Origin of the sequence: Enhydrobacter sp. (genome assembly GCF_030246845.1) — a bacterium.
Lineage (GTDB): Bacteria > Pseudomonadota > Alphaproteobacteria > Reyranellales > Reyranellaceae > Reyranella.
In genome coordinates, this window is record NZ_CP126889.1 from 1,407,418 (window position 1) to 1,423,067 (window position 15,650).

13 protein-coding genes, 4 pseudogenes and 1 CRISPR repeat array are annotated in these 15,650 nt (G+C 63.4%); of the genes and pseudogenes, 12 read left to right on the forward strand and 5 right to left on the reverse strand.

Annotated features, from left to right (window positions below):
- Window positions 1-42: 42 nt before the first annotated feature.
- Window positions 43-693 carry a DNA oxidative demethylase AlkB gene (alkB, locus tag OJF58_RS07215; protein WP_300783118.1) on the reverse strand — a complete coding sequence of 217 codons (651 nt, stop codon included), beginning with the start codon at window positions 691-693 and terminating at the stop codon, window positions 43-45.
- Between the two features lie 208 nt (window positions 694-901).
- Here alkB and OJF58_RS07220 point away from each other — a divergent pair, with 208 nt between their 5' ends.
- Window positions 902-1,318, forward strand: a complete 417-nt coding sequence (locus OJF58_RS07220; protein WP_300785203.1) for a low affinity iron permease family protein — start codon at window positions 902-904, stop codon at window positions 1,316-1,318.
- 256 nt (window positions 1,319-1,574) lie between these two features.
- On the opposite strand, the pseudogene OJF58_RS07225 reads toward OJF58_RS07220, so the two are convergent.
- Window positions 1,575-1,751: pseudogene (locus OJF58_RS07225) on the reverse strand (SUMF1/EgtB/PvdO family nonheme iron enzyme); the annotation flags it as partial.
- Window positions 1,752-1,828: 77 nt separating this feature from the next.
- Between OJF58_RS07225 and OJF58_RS27100 the strand changes: the two are divergent.
- Window positions 1,829-1,957, forward strand: a pseudogene (locus OJF58_RS27100) (LysR family transcriptional regulator); the annotation flags it as partial.
- Between the two features lie 284 nt (window positions 1,958-2,241).
- The gene (locus OJF58_RS07235) at window positions 2,242-2,793 is read left to right on the forward strand and encodes a substrate-binding domain-containing protein (RefSeq protein ID WP_300783120.1); all 552 of its coding nucleotides are present in this window, start codon (window positions 2,242-2,244) and stop codon (window positions 2,791-2,793) included.
- A gap of 1 nt (window position 2,794) precedes the next feature.
- Here the strand turns inward: OJF58_RS07235 and OJF58_RS07240 are convergent, their stop codons facing one another.
- Window positions 2,795-3,769: an HAD family hydrolase gene (locus OJF58_RS07240; RefSeq protein ID WP_300783122.1), complete on the reverse strand. Its 975-nt coding sequence runs from the start codon at window positions 3,767-3,769 to the stop codon at window positions 2,795-2,797.
- A 65-nt stretch (window positions 3,770-3,834) separates the two neighbouring features.
- On the opposite strand from OJF58_RS07240, the gene OJF58_RS07245 reads away from it, so the two are divergent.
- The 7 genes and pseudogenes from OJF58_RS07245 to OJF58_RS07275 all read left to right on the forward strand — a co-directional run bounded on the left by OJF58_RS07245 (window position 3,835) and on the right by OJF58_RS07275 (window position 8,308).
- Window positions 3,835-4,458, forward strand: a complete 624-nt coding sequence (locus OJF58_RS07245; protein WP_300783124.1) for a hypothetical protein — start codon at window positions 3,835-3,837, stop codon at window positions 4,456-4,458.
- A gap of 57 nt (window positions 4,459-4,515) precedes the next feature.
- Window positions 4,516-5,937, forward strand: a complete 1,422-nt coding sequence (locus OJF58_RS07250) for a DUF3300 domain-containing protein (protein ID WP_300783126.1) — start codon at window positions 4,516-4,518, stop codon at window positions 5,935-5,937.
- Between the two features lie 9 nt (window positions 5,938-5,946).
- Window positions 5,947-6,897, forward strand: a pseudogene (locus OJF58_RS07255) (DUF2950 domain-containing protein).
- Window positions 6,898-6,923: 26 nt separating this feature from the next.
- Complete coding sequence (locus OJF58_RS07260; RefSeq protein WP_300783128.1) at window positions 6,924-7,139, forward strand: hypothetical protein; 216 nt, start codon at window positions 6,924-6,926, stop codon at window positions 7,137-7,139.
- Between the two features lie 15 nt (window positions 7,140-7,154).
- Window positions 7,155-7,487: a hypothetical protein gene (locus tag OJF58_RS07265; RefSeq protein WP_300783130.1), complete on the forward strand. Its 333-nt coding sequence runs from the start codon at window positions 7,155-7,157 to the stop codon at window positions 7,485-7,487.
- Between the two features lie 16 nt (window positions 7,488-7,503).
- Window positions 7,504-7,716 carry a hypothetical protein gene (locus OJF58_RS07270; protein WP_300783131.1) on the forward strand — a complete coding sequence of 71 codons (213 nt, stop codon included), beginning with the start codon at window positions 7,504-7,506 and terminating at the stop codon, window positions 7,714-7,716.
- Window positions 7,717-7,744: 28 nt separating this feature from the next.
- Window positions 7,745-8,308: a hypothetical protein gene (locus OJF58_RS07275; RefSeq protein ID WP_300783132.1), complete on the forward strand. Its 564-nt coding sequence runs from the start codon at window positions 7,745-7,747 to the stop codon at window positions 8,306-8,308.
- Window positions 8,309-8,393: 85 nt separating this feature from the next.
- Window positions 8,394-10,756: direct repeats of the CRISPR family, unit length 36 nt; unit sequence GCTTCAATGAGGCCGAGGCACGAAGGCCTCGGATGC.
- Window positions 10,757-10,856: 100 nt separating this feature from the next.
- On the opposite strand, the pseudogene cas7u reads toward OJF58_RS07275, so the two are convergent.
- Window positions 10,857-11,405: pseudogene (gene cas7u / locus OJF58_RS27105) on the reverse strand (type I-U CRISPR-associated RAMP protein Csb1/Cas7u); the annotation flags it as partial.
- Window positions 11,395-13,317 carry a DEAD/DEAH box helicase gene (locus tag OJF58_RS07280; RefSeq protein ID WP_300783134.1) on the reverse strand — a complete coding sequence of 641 codons (1,923 nt, stop codon included), beginning with the start codon at window positions 13,315-13,317 and terminating at the stop codon, window positions 11,395-11,397. The pseudogene cas7u and the gene OJF58_RS07280, both read right to left, overlap by 11 nt.
- 907 nt (window positions 13,318-14,224) lie before the next feature.
- On the opposite strand from OJF58_RS07280, the gene OJF58_RS07285 reads away from it, so the two are divergent.
- Together OJF58_RS07285 and OJF58_RS07290 are read left to right on the forward strand one after the other, a co-directional pair.
- The gene (locus OJF58_RS07285; protein WP_300783135.1) at window positions 14,225-15,277 is read left to right on the forward strand and encodes an integrase family protein; all 1,053 of its coding nucleotides are present in this window, start codon (window positions 14,225-14,227) and stop codon (window positions 15,275-15,277) included.
- Between the two features lie 105 nt (window positions 15,278-15,382).
- On the forward strand, window positions 15,383-15,580 hold the full coding sequence (locus OJF58_RS07290; protein ID WP_300783136.1) for an AlpA family phage regulatory protein: 198 nt from the start codon (window positions 15,383-15,385) through the stop codon (window positions 15,578-15,580).
- Window positions 15,581-15,650 lie beyond the last annotated feature (70 nt).

Here is a 15,650-nt window from a genome sequence, read left to right on the forward strand (position 1 = left end):
ACTCCGGCACTTGCCGGCAATTCGTAGGGCTCGGCCACGAAGTCAAAGGGCGGCGCGGAAGGTGAGGTTGATCCGCTGGCGACCGAGTTTCGGATGCTCGCCCTGCTTCAGCGTGAGCACGCCATGGTGGTAGAGCCGCGAAGGCCCGCCCCAGACAGCGATATCACCGTGCTGCAGCCGATATTTGATCACCGGGTCGGCGCGCTTGAGGCCGCCGAACTGGAACGTCGCCGGCAGGCCGAGCGAGACCGAGACGATCGGCTGGCTGAAGTCGCGCTCGTCCCTGTCCTGGTGCAGAGAGAGGCGCGCCTCCGGCAGATAGCGATTGATGAGGCAGCTGTCGGGCGCGAAACCGGCATACCCCGCTTCCGCTGCGGCCTCGTTCGCGAGCCGGCGCAAGCTTTCGGGCATGGCCGGCCAGGCCTTTCCGCTCTCGGGATCGGCGACGGCGTAGCGATAGCCGCTCCTGTCGGTCACCCACCCGACCTCGCCGCAGTTGGTCATGGCGACCGACATCACGAAGCCGCCGGGCGTCGTCATATGTCGAAACGGTGCGGCCGCGAGCACCGATCCGAGCGCCGCCAGGATCCCGTCCTCCACGACGAGTGCGCGCCCGCGCAACAGCACCGCGCCGGGCGCCATGTCCTCGCGCGCAGGGAGCGAATCGCATGATTTCTCGAACAGATCAGGCACGGGAGTCGCCGAATGCCGCCGATGTTGAGGTCATCGATAAGTATATCAGATGGATCGGCCTGCTGAGCTCATTGCGATACGGGAACTTGGAGAGAGGCTGCAACGTTTCGCCTGCTGTGGCGGCGCTGTGCGGCCAAGTGATCGGTTGGAGCAGATGCCTGATCCCGAGAGACGCGGCATTCCTTTGACGGCTGGCGTCGATGAAGCCATCGCGCGGGGAAACAGGAAGGCCCGGGAAGCAGCCGAAAAGGTCCATGACGGCCCGGTTTCCGTCTGGTTCAGCAAGCTCGCCAGCTCGACGGCGCACGCCACCGGTCGACCGGCGACATTTGCCATTTGTTGCCTCACCGTCATTGGATGGGCCGTGACAGGTCCCCTCTTTCACTACTCCGATACGTGGCAGCTCGTTATCAATACCGGCACCACCATCGTGACCTTCCTGATGGTATTCCTCATCCAGAACACGCAGAACCGCGATGGGGCCGCGCTCCAGGCCAAGCTGGATGAGCTGATTCGAGCCACGCACGACGCGCGGAATGCCTACATGGGCATCGAAAATCTGCCGGAATCCGAACTGGAAGGCATGCGCGAGCACTGCGACGACCCTGCGCCTCGGTCTGGTTGACGGGCTCCGCTTCCGGCCGGCCAACCCCGAGGTGGCACCACCAGGTGGCGACCTTTCATGCAGTCCGCTGGCCGCCGCGGCCCAAGACAGACTGGACAGGGCGGGGCTGGCTGAGCTTCCCACCCGCGTGCCGGGCGCAAAGCCCGGTCAGAACCGGCCCCAGCACGGACGTCCCGACGACCAGCACCAGCACGGTGTTCAGCATCGGCGCGTCGATCAACCGTTCGCCGCGCTATTCGCGGCATGGTAGCCGACCGAACTTGCGGAACTGCGCGTTGGTCACGGGCGTGGCATCGATCCAGAAGCCGTCGACTGTCACGCGATGCGACGGCGCCTCTTCCGGATAATGGCGGTCCGAGCCCGTGCGGAACGTCCCGCCGGGAAGCCGAATCATGTTGGACGCCGAGGCGACCGGCTTTTCCAGTGTTTCCATCTCTACGATCCGAGGCTTTCGGCGAAGGTCGTCCGGGCGACGATGCCAAACAACAGCCAAGACGATACAGTTCGCGAATGGAAATCGACCTGAAGTTGCTGCAGCACGCCGTCGTGCTGGCCTGTCACCGCCATTTCGGCCGCGCCGCTGCCGCGTTGCAGATCCGCCAACCGACGCTCAGCCGGAACATCGCCGCCCTCGAGAAGAAGGTCGGCGTGCGCATCTTCGAACGGTTGCGCCGGGACATTGCGGCGACACCGGCCGGCGACGACGTGCTCAAGATGGCCGACGAGCTGATTGCTCGGGCGAAGGCGATGTCGAGCAAGCTGCAGCTCGTGCGGGCCGGCCGGGGTGGCCGATTGAGGGTCGCGCTGGGAACCTTCATCGCCGACATTACGGTCAACGACGCCGCCTCGATCTGGTCAGCACCAAGCCGGCCATTCAACTCGAGCTCCTGGAGCGCGAATGGACCGCGGCCCTGGCCATGCTCATGGCCGACCGCGTCGACTTCGCCGTCCTCGATGTCACGGTGTTGCGCGGCATCCCGGCGCTGCACGTCGACCCGCTCGGCAGGCTGGACGGCGTCTATGTATGTCGCGCCGGTCATCCACTGCTTCGTAAACGGCCGCTGAAGGCCACCGACATGCATGCCTATCCGCTCGTCCATTCGAATGTTTCGACGGAGCACGCCTACCCGATGGAAGATATCGACCCCGGCCTGACGATCGACGACGCGACCGGCAGCATCCTGCAGTCGATCGCCGTCGCATCGTGCCGTCTGATGTACGACATGGTCGAGGCAAGCGACGCGATCAGCATCGCCCGTATCAGCCAGGTCGAGGAGCGCATAGCGCAAGGACGGATGGCAGTTCTCGATCTGCCTTGGAAGGCGAGGCCGCCGTGTGCGGAGTTCGGCATCGCCTGCAAGCAGGAGCGCACCTTGCCGCCCGCGGCGCGCATGTTCATCGGTCTGATCCGCAAGCGCATGCGGGCCATCGCAAAGAAGGCGGTCCGCGCCCATCACTTGGCCTCGAACGGATAGATCACCTCCAGTCGGCTTTCATGTCCACGACCGTCCACTTCCGGCGCACGGCTTCGTCCCAGGCCTTGTCGAGCTTGCCGATGTGCGATTGCCGGTCGTAGGCGTATTCGCGCACGGCATCGGTATGGTGCACGAGGCCCATGAAGCGCAGGCCGCCGCCTGCCGCGGTCCATTCCAGCATCTGCTGGTCGCCGTCGGAATTGCCGAAGGCGAAGATCGGTTGCCGGCCGATGAAGCGGTTGATGCCGACCGGCTTCCCCGGTCCATCGTCGATGAACTCGACCTTCGCCTCCTTCATCAGGACCGGCTTGTCAGGTTGCTGCATCACGAACTTGACCACATCCGACGAGCCCACGACCTGCTCGGGCGGAATGCCATAGACCTTCTCGGTCCATGGCCGCATGAACGCCACGCCGCCGCCTGACACGATGAAGGTCTTGAAGCCATGGCTGCGGAGATAGGCCAGCAGCTCGATCATCGGCTGGTAGACGAAATCGAGGTAAGGCCGCTTGAAGCGCGGATGCCCGGCATTCGCCATCCAGTCGGTCACCGTTCGAGCGAACTCTGCGGTGGTCATGCCGGAATGCGTCGCGGCGATCACTTCGAGTACCCCTTTCTCGCTCGACGCCACAAGTCCCGCCATGTTGCCGGTGAGGACCGACTTGAAGGGCTCGCGCGACTGCCACTCCGGGTGCTGCGGCGCGAGTTGCTTCACACGATCGAGCGCGAAGGCGAACTGGAAATAGACCGGCTGCTCGGTCCAGAGCGTGCCGTCATTGTCGAACACCGCGATGCGCTCCGGCGGCGGAACGAAGTCGGCACCGCCGTCGGTCGTCGTGCGCTGCACGAAATCGACAATCGCTTTCTTTGCCGCGCCATCGTTCCATGAGGCGAGAGGGTTGATCTGAGCGAGGGCGTCGCTGCCGGCGACAGCCCAGCCTGCGATGGCGAGCGCGAGAAGAAGACGTCGGCGCATCCATCCCTCCAGACCACCATCACAAGCTTTGCACGCAAAGGCGAACATGGCGAGTCGTTTCGGGAATGCCGGATATCCACGAATACATGGAACGGCTGACACAAAACGCATATCGTGAAATCGACACGCCCAGTCGTCGTTTGTCCGTCCATCGGGAGGCAGACATGCGAAGCGAGCAGGCCAATGCGGGAGATGGCGTTGCGATGCGAGGCGCCTTTCATCTCGCGACCCGCCGGGTCGAAAGCGTCTACGACCTCAGGGAGTGCCTGCGCGGCGCCGACATCGAGGTGGTCCAGCTCGCGGCGGGACGGCAGCGAGGGTCGCTCACCTATCTCGGCGTGGACGACCTCGAGATGACACTCGGGAAATTCGCGCTACGGGTCCGCGCACGCGGCGTCATCAGTCCGACAAGGGTGACGCTCGGGATGGTGCTGGCGACGTCCGGCCGCGTCATGATGTGGGGACGCACGATCAAGCCGGGGGATGTGGTCGTCATCCCCGGCGGAGTCGATCTCGACGCCGTCTTCAATACTGGAGCGGCTTACGCCGCCATCTCGGTTCCCGTACCCTACCTCCTGACGCGGGTCGCCGGCGAAAAGGCCCTGGCCGACCCCGACTTCTGGACGACGCGCGGCGTCTGGTCCACCGAGCCGTCCCTCGGCGCTGAAATCGCGCATCGGCTCGCCTGAATTTTTCCAAGCCTGGAATGCGATATGGCGATGGCGGCCCCTCGGGCTGCCGACTTCTTGAGTCGCACGATTGTCGAAGCCTTCGTGACGAGCCTGTTGGCCGCCCTGCCGCCGGATCGATCGGAATCCGCCTTCAACGGCATCCGCCTCGTGCACGAGGTAGAGCGTTATGCGGCGGCGGGCGAACGCGTCGTTCACCTGTCCGAGATCTGCACCACGCTCGGCGTTTCGAGACGCACCCTCCACCGGGCCTTCTCCGATGCGCTGAATATCGGCCCTGCAGCCTATCTGCGCTCGCGGCACCTGCTTGCGGTCCATCGCGCTTTGCAAGGGGGCGTCCAGCCCCGGGCGACCATTGCCGATATCGCCTTCGAGCATGGCTTCGCCGAACCGGGCCGGTTCGCCCTCTACCATAAATCGATGTTCGGCCAGTCGCCCTCCCGGACGCGCGCATCGTTCCGGCACGGCGGACCTGTGGGCACTTCGGTCTCGGCCGACGATCTGGCACAATCTCGAGACCCGCGGGCACAGGAAACCTCGGGGAAATTCAAGCCCGAGGAACTCGACCAGATGCTGGCGCCGATCGCGCTCTATCCCGACTCGCGTCTGTCGCAGGTCCTGATCGCGGTCGGCTATCCGCTCGAGATCGTCGAGGCGGCGCGCTGGTCGAAGGCCAATCCTGCGGTGAAAGGCGAAGCCCCCGTGACGGCCGTCAAGGACAAGGATTGGGATGCGAGCGTGAAGTCGCTGGTCGCCTTTCCCAGCGTGCTGTCGCAAATGAACGAGCACCTCGACTGGACCCAGAAGCTCGGCGACGCGATGATCTCCCAGCAGCAGGATGTGGCCGATTCGATCCAGCGCCTGCGCGCCAAGGCCGCCGCGGCGGGCAACCTGAAGAGGACGCCGCAGCAGACGGTCAGCACCCAGGGGTCCGGCGACAATATCGAATACCTCGTTACGCCGGCCGATCCGCAAGTCGTGTACGTGCCCTCCTACAATCCGTCCTGGGCCTACGGTCCGTGGCCCTATCCCGCCTATCCTCCGGCCTACTATCCGGTCGCCGGCGCCCTGGTGAGCGGCTTCTTCTGGGGCGCCGGCATTGCCGCGGCGGGCGCTTTGTTCGGCGGCTGGAACTGGGCGGGGCCCGGCAACTCCTACGTGAACGTGAACGTCGACCGCGCCGTCAATATCGACAATCGCTTCGACCGCACCAGGATCGAGGGCAATGCCGGAGCCAGTCATCCGCAACTTGCCAACCGCGGGCAGATCCACGCGCCGGCGAGCGGGAGGCGGCCAAACCTCGCTCAGCAACATCAGGCCCTGCAAAATCGCGGCGTCCAGCGACCATCCGCCTTGAGCGGCGTCAATCGCGGCCAACAAGGTCAATCACGAGACGCGGCGTGGCCAGGCGCAGATGAACCGAGCGCAGTCGCACCCGAACTTCCACGGCGGAGGCCGGCCCGCCGGCGGCTTCCATAGAGGACGGCGATGAGAGCTCGTGTCCTTCCGACTGTGCTTCTCTCCGTGGTGCTCGCCGCCGGCATCACAGCGGGCGGCTTCGCCCAAACGCCGACGCCATCGGTTTCCAAGGCAGCGCCTGCGAAGCAGCGGAGCTTCGCTTCGCCCGGGCAGGCGGCGGACGCACTGACCGCGGCCATTCGCAAGGACGACGACCGGGCTGTCGCGGCGATCCTGGGCAACGGCTGGCGCGAATTCGTGCCGGGCACCCGCCAGGACGAGGACGGGCAGCGCGCCAAGTTCATGGCGGCCTGGGACGAGGCACACAAGGTCGAGCTCGAGGGTGAGGACAAGGCGGTGATCGAGGTCGGCAAGACGCGTTTCGTGATGCCGATTCCGCTCGTCAAGGAAAGCGATGGCTGACGCTACGACATCGAGGCCGGCCGCAAGGAGATCGAGGCGCGCCACATTGGCCGTAACGAGCTGACGACCGTGCAAACGCTGCTGGCCATCGTCGACGCCGAGCGCGACTATGTCGTCCAGGATCCGATGAAGACCGGCCTCTCGCCCTACGCCCGACGCCTGCTGAGCTCGCCGGGCAAGAAAGACGGTCTTTACTGGGAGACCAGGCCCGGGGAGCCGGAAAGCCCCCTTGACGCGCTGGTGGCCAAGGTGCAGCCGGGCGAGCGCGAAGCCGGCCACGGCTACTACGGCTACCACTATCGCATGCTCTACGGCCAAGGGCCCGATGCGCCGGGCGGTGCGCGGCGCTACCTGGTCCATGGCCGCATGATCGCCGGCTTCGCGGTCATCGCCTGGCCGGTGCAGTACGGCGAGACCGGTGTCTCGACCTTCATCGTGGGTAATGCGGGAGAGGTCTACGAGCAGGATCTCGGACCGGATACGGCGAAGCGCGTTGCCGCCATCACTGTCTTCAATCCGGACAAGGACTGGCAGAAATCGGACACGACGACGCCGTAGAGGGCGTCATGCGCAAGGAGGGGGAAATGCGAACGATAGCACCGGCCTTGATGCTCGCGGGGACTGTCCTGGTCGCGGGATGCGATCGGCCCATGAGCAGCGGCGAGAAAGGCGCGGCGGTCGGCGCCGCCGCCGGCACCGGCATCGGCCTCGTCACCGGTGGCAGCTTCGGCCAGGTGGTCGGCGCCGGCCTGATCGGCGGCGCGGTCGGCTATCTCGGCGGCAGCGCCGTCGGCAAATAAGGGGAGAGGTCGAACATGAAAGCCAGGTCCCTTTTCGTCCTCGGCGCCTTGCTCGCCGCGCCGACAATCGTCCAAGCCCAGACGCCGCGGCTCAGTTTCGACCAGGCGGTCTACATGACCTGCCGCGACGCGCAGGTGATGCAGCCCGAGGAGCGCAAGCAGCTCGCGATCTTCCTTGCCGACCATTCGGCGCGCTATCGCGGCGTCTCGCTGCCGCAGGACGAACGCGGCGGCCAGCTCGCCATGCTGGTCCGCGGCGGCTGCACGCTGGCGCCAGACGCCTATCTGTTCACCGTCATCGACCGCGCGATCCTCGCTGAAAAAGACAAGCTGCCCAAGCGTCAGTAAAAGTCGGAGAGCGTGGATGAGGCGAGTACTGGAGCATCTGATCTGCGCGTCGGCCTTTCTGACGCTGCTCGCGTCGGCAAGCGTCGTCGACGGCGACAGCGGCAGCGGCGCCGTGTTCGGCCCGTTCATGGGCGAGTCCGTTGGTATCGGCCCTGCCCTCCTGTGGTCGCCCGAATTCCTGAAGGACCATGCTTCCAACACCTACCCCGGAGAGGAAAATGCATCGTAGACTCACCAGTTCAGCAAGCACGGCCGTCATGGTCCTCTCGCTGCTCGCATTTGCTCCTTCGGGCTTCGCTCAAGACCCGTCACAGCCGGTCGGAGGCCTGTCGATGACGAGCGCGCAGTCGGTCGACGGGCGGATCACGTCTGTGGATGCGAACGCTCGACTCGTTACGGTGGCGATGTCCGACGGCAGAACGGTCAGCGGGAAAGTGAGCGAGAGTGTCGGAGGCCTGGATCTCGTGAAGCCGGGAGATCGCGTCCACGCCGTTTTCGAGGAGACAGTGAGTTTCGTGCTTTCGGGACCGAATACGGCGACACCGACCAACCGCGCCGTGGCCGGCATGGCCGCTTCCGGTCCCGATCGCATGCCGGCCGGTGTCGTGGGCAGCAAGTCCGTATCGAGCTGGCTCGTCGTGGCCACCAGTGTCGCCGACAATACGATCTCCCTCGTCGAGCCTGCGGGCGGGCAGGTTCACACCTTCACGGTGCGCACACCGGAAGGCCGCGCGGCCCTGCCGAGAGTGATGCCGGGCGACAAGTTGACCGTCGTCCACATCGAATTCGTGTTTGCCGGCGTGATGCGGGAGGACCGGTAGCTGCTCCGGGTAGGAAAATTGTGGTCGCCCAAACGGAAAGCACGATGAAAGCTATTGGCGCTGGCTTTCGTGTTGCTATTGCTGTCGTCGCTCTCTGCCGAGGCACGAAGGCCTCGGATGCACCACGCCGCCGTAATCCCATTCGTGAATGAGATACAGCTTCAATGAGGCCGAGGCACGAAGACCTCGGATGCTCGAGGAGAAGGCCGCGCACGCCGAGGAGCACAAGGGGCTTCAATGAGGCCGAGGCACGAAGGCCTCGGATGCCGGGCGGACAGGGCTGCTGGGCGAACAGGAAGATCAGAATGCTTCAATGAGGCCGAGGCACGAAGGCCTCGGATGCTATCGCATATCGCGAGACAACGGCGGAAAACCATCACGGCTTCAATGAGGCCGAGGCACGAAGGCCTCGGATGCTTTACGGTAAACATCGTATATGGCACCGGTACGGATCAGCTTCAATGAGGCCGAGGCACGAAGGCCTCGGATGCGCACCCCGGCGGGCGATCCCACCACCATCGTCTGAGAGCTTCAATGAGGCCGAGGCACGAAGGCCTCGGATGCGAAGCGCAAGGAGGCGCTGGCCGCGGCCGACCAGGTCGCTTCAATGAGGCCGAGGCACGAAGGCCTCGGATGCGACAGCAACGCGCGACCCTTGAACTGAACTTTCCCGCGCTTCAATGAGGCCGAGGCACGAAGGCCTCGGATGCCGCGCGCTGGCCGAAGCCACCCCCGCGGGGAGGGCCTGCTTCAATGAGGCCGAGGCACGAAGGCCTCGGATGCGACGCCCGGCATGCCCATCCGCATGCGGCAGGGAGCGCTTCAATGAGGCCGAGGCACGAAGGCCTCGGATGCCTCCGCCATTGTCGATGAATAGACCCGCCTGCCCAAGCTTCAATGAGGCCGAGGCACGAAGGCCTCGGATGCCTGGTGGTCTCAAGAACCCCTGGAAGGCCGAGAATTGGCTTCAATGAGGCCGAGGCACGAAGGCCTCGGATGCGATGCCGTGAAGAAGGGCTATCGGGACGCTGGCGGTGCTTCAATGAGGCCGAGGCACGAAGGCCTCGGATGCCGCCCCGGCCTGTTGGCCGCCCCCCCAAGAAGCGCACGCTTCAATGAGGCCGAGGCACGAAGGCCTCGGATGCCCGGGAGTCATGATCCTTGTCGCCGCGCGCCTATTAGCTTCAATGAGGCCGAGGCACGAAGGCCTCGGATGCCGAGGTGGTGATCAACATCGACGATCTGCTGCTGGCGCTTCAATGAGGCCGAGGCACGAAGGCCTCGGATGCACTGGAAGGCTGCCGGTGTTTCGGTCGGATCGACCCGCTTCAATGAGGCCGAGGCACGAAGGCCTCGGATGCACGGCGACCTATTCGGACCTCTCGAACAGTCCGGCAGCTTCAATGAGGCCGAGGCACGAAGGCCTCGGATGCTCGCTCAATTCTCGAATGCAATCGACATCGGCGTGATGGCTTCAATGAGGCCGAGGCACGAAGGCCTCGGATGCCCGCAGCCGCATCGAGACATTGCAGAGAATGGGCCGGCTTCAATGAGGCCGAGGCACGAAGGCCTCGGATGCGAAAATACGCGCCAAGGGAATGCAAGGAGTGACGTGGCTTCAATGAGGCCGAGGCACGAAGGCCTCGGATGCTCTCTAGATCGAAAGCAACAGTCAGTTGTTGTCCGGGCTTCAATGAGGCCGAGGCACGAAGGCCTCGGATGCAGGTCAGCACCGAGGTCTGGCCCTGGACGAAGCTCGCGCTTCAATGAGGCCGAGGCACGAAGGCCTCGGATGCAGCCGCGCCTCTACGAGCGGCTGGCTGACATGATCGCGCTTCAATGAGGCCGAGGCACGAAGGCCTCGGATGCCCGGCGCCCAGTCGAACTGGCCGCGCCGGGTGGCGTCGCTTCAATGAGGCCGAGGCACGAAGGCCTCGGATGCGGAGAGGCCGGCGCCATAGCGGTTCCCGTCATCGTCGCTTCAATGAGGCCGAGGCACGAAGGCCTCGGATGCGCGGCGCGCGTGGCTCTCCGGCAGCAACGCCACGCCGCTTCAATGAGGCCGAGGCACGAAGGCCTCGGATGCCAAAACCAATCTGTCTCGGCGCTTTCCCGACACCGCGCTTCAATGAGGCCGAGGCACGAAGGCCTCGGATGCCCTACAGGGAAGCCGACGCGATCCTGGCAAAGCTCGCGCTTCAATGAGGCCGAGGCACGAAGGCCTCGGATGCAGCTGCTCGTGCACCCAGCAGCGCACTGAGGGATCGCTTCAATGAGGCCGAGGCACGAAGGCCTCGGATGCGCAGGAAGCCGAACGGCAGCGGCCAGTCGATGGCGCCGCTTCAATGAGGCCGAGGCACGAAGGCCTCGGATGCCCTGCTGCACCGCCTTGAGATGCGCCTCCTGCTCCTGGCTTCAATGAGGCCGAGGCACGAAGGCCTCGGATGCAAAGGCTGTATTCGTCCCGGCTGAAGGGAACGTTCCCGAATCCCTTATTCGTATCGCCGCTGGGGTTGACGGCATCATTCTTGACGCCTCCGCTTGCGGCTACCTTTACATCTTTTGCTTCAACGAAGGCCGACAGCGAACGGGGCAGGCGCAGTCGTCCGCCGGCAAGCTCCTTCTTCGCCAAAAAGACACCGTGTAGCAGCGCATTGGGATCAAATTTCAGCAGAGTGCCGGCGAGCCTTCGAATGTCGACGCGACCCTCCTCCATGTCGGCCAGGTCTGCCTTCAGCACATTGAAGATCGACTTGTCCTTTCCCTCGAGGATGTAGGGGGAATTAATCCGATGCGCTTCGAGTACAGAATTTGTGAGCGGCTTTTCGCCCTTGTCGACGACCTTGATCACCGGAAGCCCCTTGAGCGGAGCGACCCAGTCATCGTTGACCTCATCCCAGCAAACGGCCTCCAGGCGGTTCGCCATGCTCTGGGCGGATTCCACGAGCAGCATGTCCATGCCGCCGGGCCCCTGATAGGTCGCAGCCCCAAGATTGGGGAAACCGGTGGGCTGGAAGCGCGTCCCTTGCAGCGGCTTGAGCTTTGCCTCGATCAATAGGCGCGGCGCGTCCTTGAGCGCGGTGAAATCAAGCGACATTGGCGGCGTCCTCCTTTGGCTCGGGCACTTCTTTGTTCTCAAATATGCGGGGATAGGCGCGCTCCTCCGCTTCCACAGCTTGAACCTGGAGCGCTTTGCACAGCAGCCTAGCCTCATCGCGCACGTGGCGTAGATGGTCAGGCAGCCCGACCTCTCGATCTTTCAGGGTATCGGGATCGCCGTCGGCGCTGTCGGGCTCCGTCTTTGGTCCATCCCGCCGGACAACGAGATCGACCGCGCTCGTCGCGTTGATGTCGAATCCGCGCTCCGCATCATAGCCGCCGACGGCGGCCTCCACGAAGATGAGCGCTCCCGGCCAAGGCCGATCGAGCTTCGTCCAGCGCTTCTCCAGCCAATCCCACACGAAAGCTCTGCCCCTATACGCGCCCAGCCATTTTTTCGCCTGTCCGACCGGCACGGCGCAGAGCTCGTCGCGATGCGGGTGCCTCGCTTCATCCCCCTGCGGTCCGGCCTTGAGATCGGCGATCTTGCGCCAGAACACGCGCACGTCTGTGTCGTCGGCGCCGCGCACATAGGGCGAAATATCGACATCGAAACCCGTCAGGTCCGGATCGGTGTCGAAGAGCTGGTAGAGGTCTCTGCATCGAACAACTTGCCATGATCCTTGAGAGCCATTCGCAAATCCTTCAAGCGACTTCGGCGAGACGTCTGTGAGATTTTCAAGATAGTCGCGTGCCACTGCGAGTTCTTCGGAGGTATACGGCAAGGCCAGATTGCCCATCTTCCCATCGTCCGCTGCGATGTCGATCCAGAAGGCCTGCGCGTTTGTCTCCTCACCGCCACGATTGAGCCGGCCGAAGCGCTGCACCAACGATGCCCACGGCGCAAGCTCGGCAAACATGACAGCCGAGGTTATGTCAACGCCCGCCTCAACCGCCTGCGTCGCCACAACGATGCGGCCAGCGACATCAGGTTGCTGTGCAAGCTGCTTGCTAATTTTTTCGCGTTCGACTGGCCGGAAGCGGCTATGAACGAGCAGAAGTGGCGGCGCATCCAGCTTCTTTAGTGCATCATAAAGCGCCTGTGCGCGCCCTACATGATTCAAGATGACCAGCGTCGTCTTGCCAGGTCTGTGGGCTGCCATGACTTCGGCAGCGAGCGCATCGGCATATTCGATCAAGGCTTTTCCTGACGCAGCCTTAGAATCGACGGTCGTCTTTGCCTTCACGATTGCTTTTGGGGCGGCGAGCCGCTGCTGGACAGCGGGATGTGCTCGGTCGATGTCAGTAAGCCCTTGGATAACAAGCTTGGCTGCACCCTTCTCGAAGTCGACCGTCTTCAGCCAGTCCCGCTCCAGAGTCGCCGACATCCACAGCGAGCGGCAGCCGACCCAGGCGCCGATCTCACGCCGAAACGCTTCGAGCTGCGCGGATGTGGACGCGCCGGCTGCCATGAGCTGGACCTCGTCGAACACCCACATCGCATCGTTGTGGAGGAGGGCGAAATCGACCGGCCAGCGCCCGCGACCGACGCCATAGCCGCGCATCAGCGCCCGAGAGAGCAGAATATCTTGCGTGCCGATGAGGATGGCGGACCTTTCGGGGTGGCGGATCCACGTGTCGTCGACTTCGCCGCCCATCAGCACATGTGGCTTTTCCGGTAGACGCCAGTCTGCATCGAGCCCTGTGCCATGGAGGTTCCTGAGCCACAGAGCCACGTTCGCCGCCGTCTGCTCGACAAGCGTTCGCATTGGAAGGCACCAGACAAGTCGCCGCGGCGTTGTACGGTCTTCCTGTGCGCGCTTGTGCATCCAAGCGAGAGCCACGCTCGCTGTCTTGCCAAGACCGGTTGGTGCAATGAGCGCATCAGGCCATTCATTCGTGGCCAGACGCCACTGATAGCCGTAAGGTTCCCTGCCGGTTACCCGTTGAAAGAAATCGGCAAAATGCATTGATGGTTGCCCCTACCGATCCGATGCAAACCCCTGTCGCCATTCGGGCCGGTGCAACGGCTGGTGCCATATCCCCTTCCATCCCGTCGTAGTTAATGGCTGAGAGGGCGTGCAATCCAAAAAATGTAACTTTCGTAACTGAGATCAACCTTCGGTGGTATGCAGGCGAGATACCATGCCAGCCGGGATTAGAGAATCATTACCGGCATTGGCAACGAAGGCGTTGCCGGCACAAAGCCATTCGCCCAGCATTTCTGGTCGATACCTTAATCCCCAACATCAGCCGGGCGCCCAGCTTGAATCTCCCCGATCTGGTCTCGGAGGTCCGAAATGATACCGAGCCAAGCCTCCTGGTGGGCGAGGAGCAGACGGAGATCGATGGCTACCTTCTCATTAACCCGAATGTTCCAGTTGATTGGATTTGGAGAATCCTTCACACGGCTACCGGGCAAAAGAGCAACCACATTCTTCATGTAGCTGTGGCCGGCTGCGCCCCGAGCTTCGCGTCCCGGCTCGCCGTTCCCTATACCTCGACAGTTCCAGCCGGCTTGATCGAAAGCGCGTTGAGCAGTCCGCCAACTCGATACAGGCGACGTTCAGGCGCGCAAGGCATACTTGCAATCAATCATAGCTCAAGTCGAGGTCGGAGACGACAAGATGAGCGTGTTCAGCGACAAGGTCGTTCTCGCTGCAGCAGCCATGGGCCGGGCGGGAGACGGCACGAATGTTCGTGGTTTTGTACGCAAATGGCGCGCCCGAAGAGATTCGAACTCCTAACCTTCTGATCCGTAGTCAGAATGTACGGCTCCTCATGTCGATCATCGTGACCGTAAGCGATTGATTTGACGTGACTTCTTTGTCCATAACGACCATAGTCTCTCACAGCAACTCGGATAATTCTGAGCCTATGGCGAGCCTAACGGACGTAACTGTGCGCTCCTTGAAGCCACCGGCACGGGGCCAAAGAACGTACTTCGACGACAAGGTCAGGGGCTTCGGCGTTCGCGTATCCCAAGGCGGCACCAAGACCTTCATCATCCTGTACGGCACCAAACGGCGGCGCGTCACGCTTGGCACCTGGCCCGTGGTTTCTCTGGCCAAGGCGCGTGAGGTCGCAAGACACAAGCTGGCGGAAGTCCAGCTCGGCGCTGACCACGCCCGGATCTCCTACCAATCGCTCAAAGATAGCTTCCTTATCGAGGCCAAGGCGAACACCCGCCCCCGGACGTACGACAGCTACAAGTGGCTGCTCGGCCGGGTCGACCTCTCAGGCGACGCCAACGCCATCACGCCACGCATGTTGACCCACGAGACCGACAAGCTTGCCCCGTCGGTCAAGCAGCACGCTATTGCGGTTCTCAAGATGATGTTCCGGCACGGCGTCCGGAAGGGTCTTCTGAAGAGCAACGCCGCCGAAGCGCTGACCGTGCGGAAGTCGAGGCCCAGAAAGCGCGTACTCTCAGAAGAAGAGCTCAAACTCGTCTGGCAAGCCTGCCCGGACACGGCATACGGAACCGTGGTCAAACTCCTCATACTGACTGGCCAGCGCCGCAGCGAGATCGAACACATCGTCCTCAAGGGCGATTTGGCGACCATCCCTGGGCGGTACGTCAAGAACCACCGAGATCATACGTTCCCCGTCGGGAAGGCGGCGCAAGGCTTGCTCGCGAAGCCGCGCACCTGGAACGGCTGGAGCAAGTCCAAGAAGGACCTCGACAAGGCGATCAACAAGGGCAGAGAAAAGCACATGCCGCCCTGGACGCTACACGACCTCCGCAGGACGTTCAGGACCAAGTGGGCCGAGCTCCAGCTTCCCCGGGAAGTGGCGGAGAAATACATCAACCACGTCTCCGGTGTGCAAGATCCGGTCGAGCAGATCTACGACCAGCACGACTACATCCCGGAAATGCGGAAGCACATCGCGACGTACGAGCGGCGGGTGCTCTCGATCGTCAAATAGCCTGGCGGGCAGCTCCCTCGCGCCAGATGTGATACCCTTCCGACGCCCAAGGGCATTGTCCAACCCTAGGGGCGTCGCGATGCTCCGTGTCTACGGAGACTAGCGATGCGTTTTCTCACCAAGAAGCAGGTCAAGGAACTCGTCACCTTGTCGTTTGCCGAACAGGCGCGCCGCGAGATCAAAGGGAGGTTCCCGAAGAGGATACGCCTTTCGGAGCATCCCCGAGGCCGCGTGGTGTACCGGGAGGCGGACATCCTCAAGTGGATGGAGGACCCGGCCGGCTACAAGGCGGAAAGCCACTGACAGGAGCTCCGAGAGGAGCGGGAGGCCGGCGTCCAAACCGGCCTCCTTTCTCCGGCCGCTGTCGCATCAC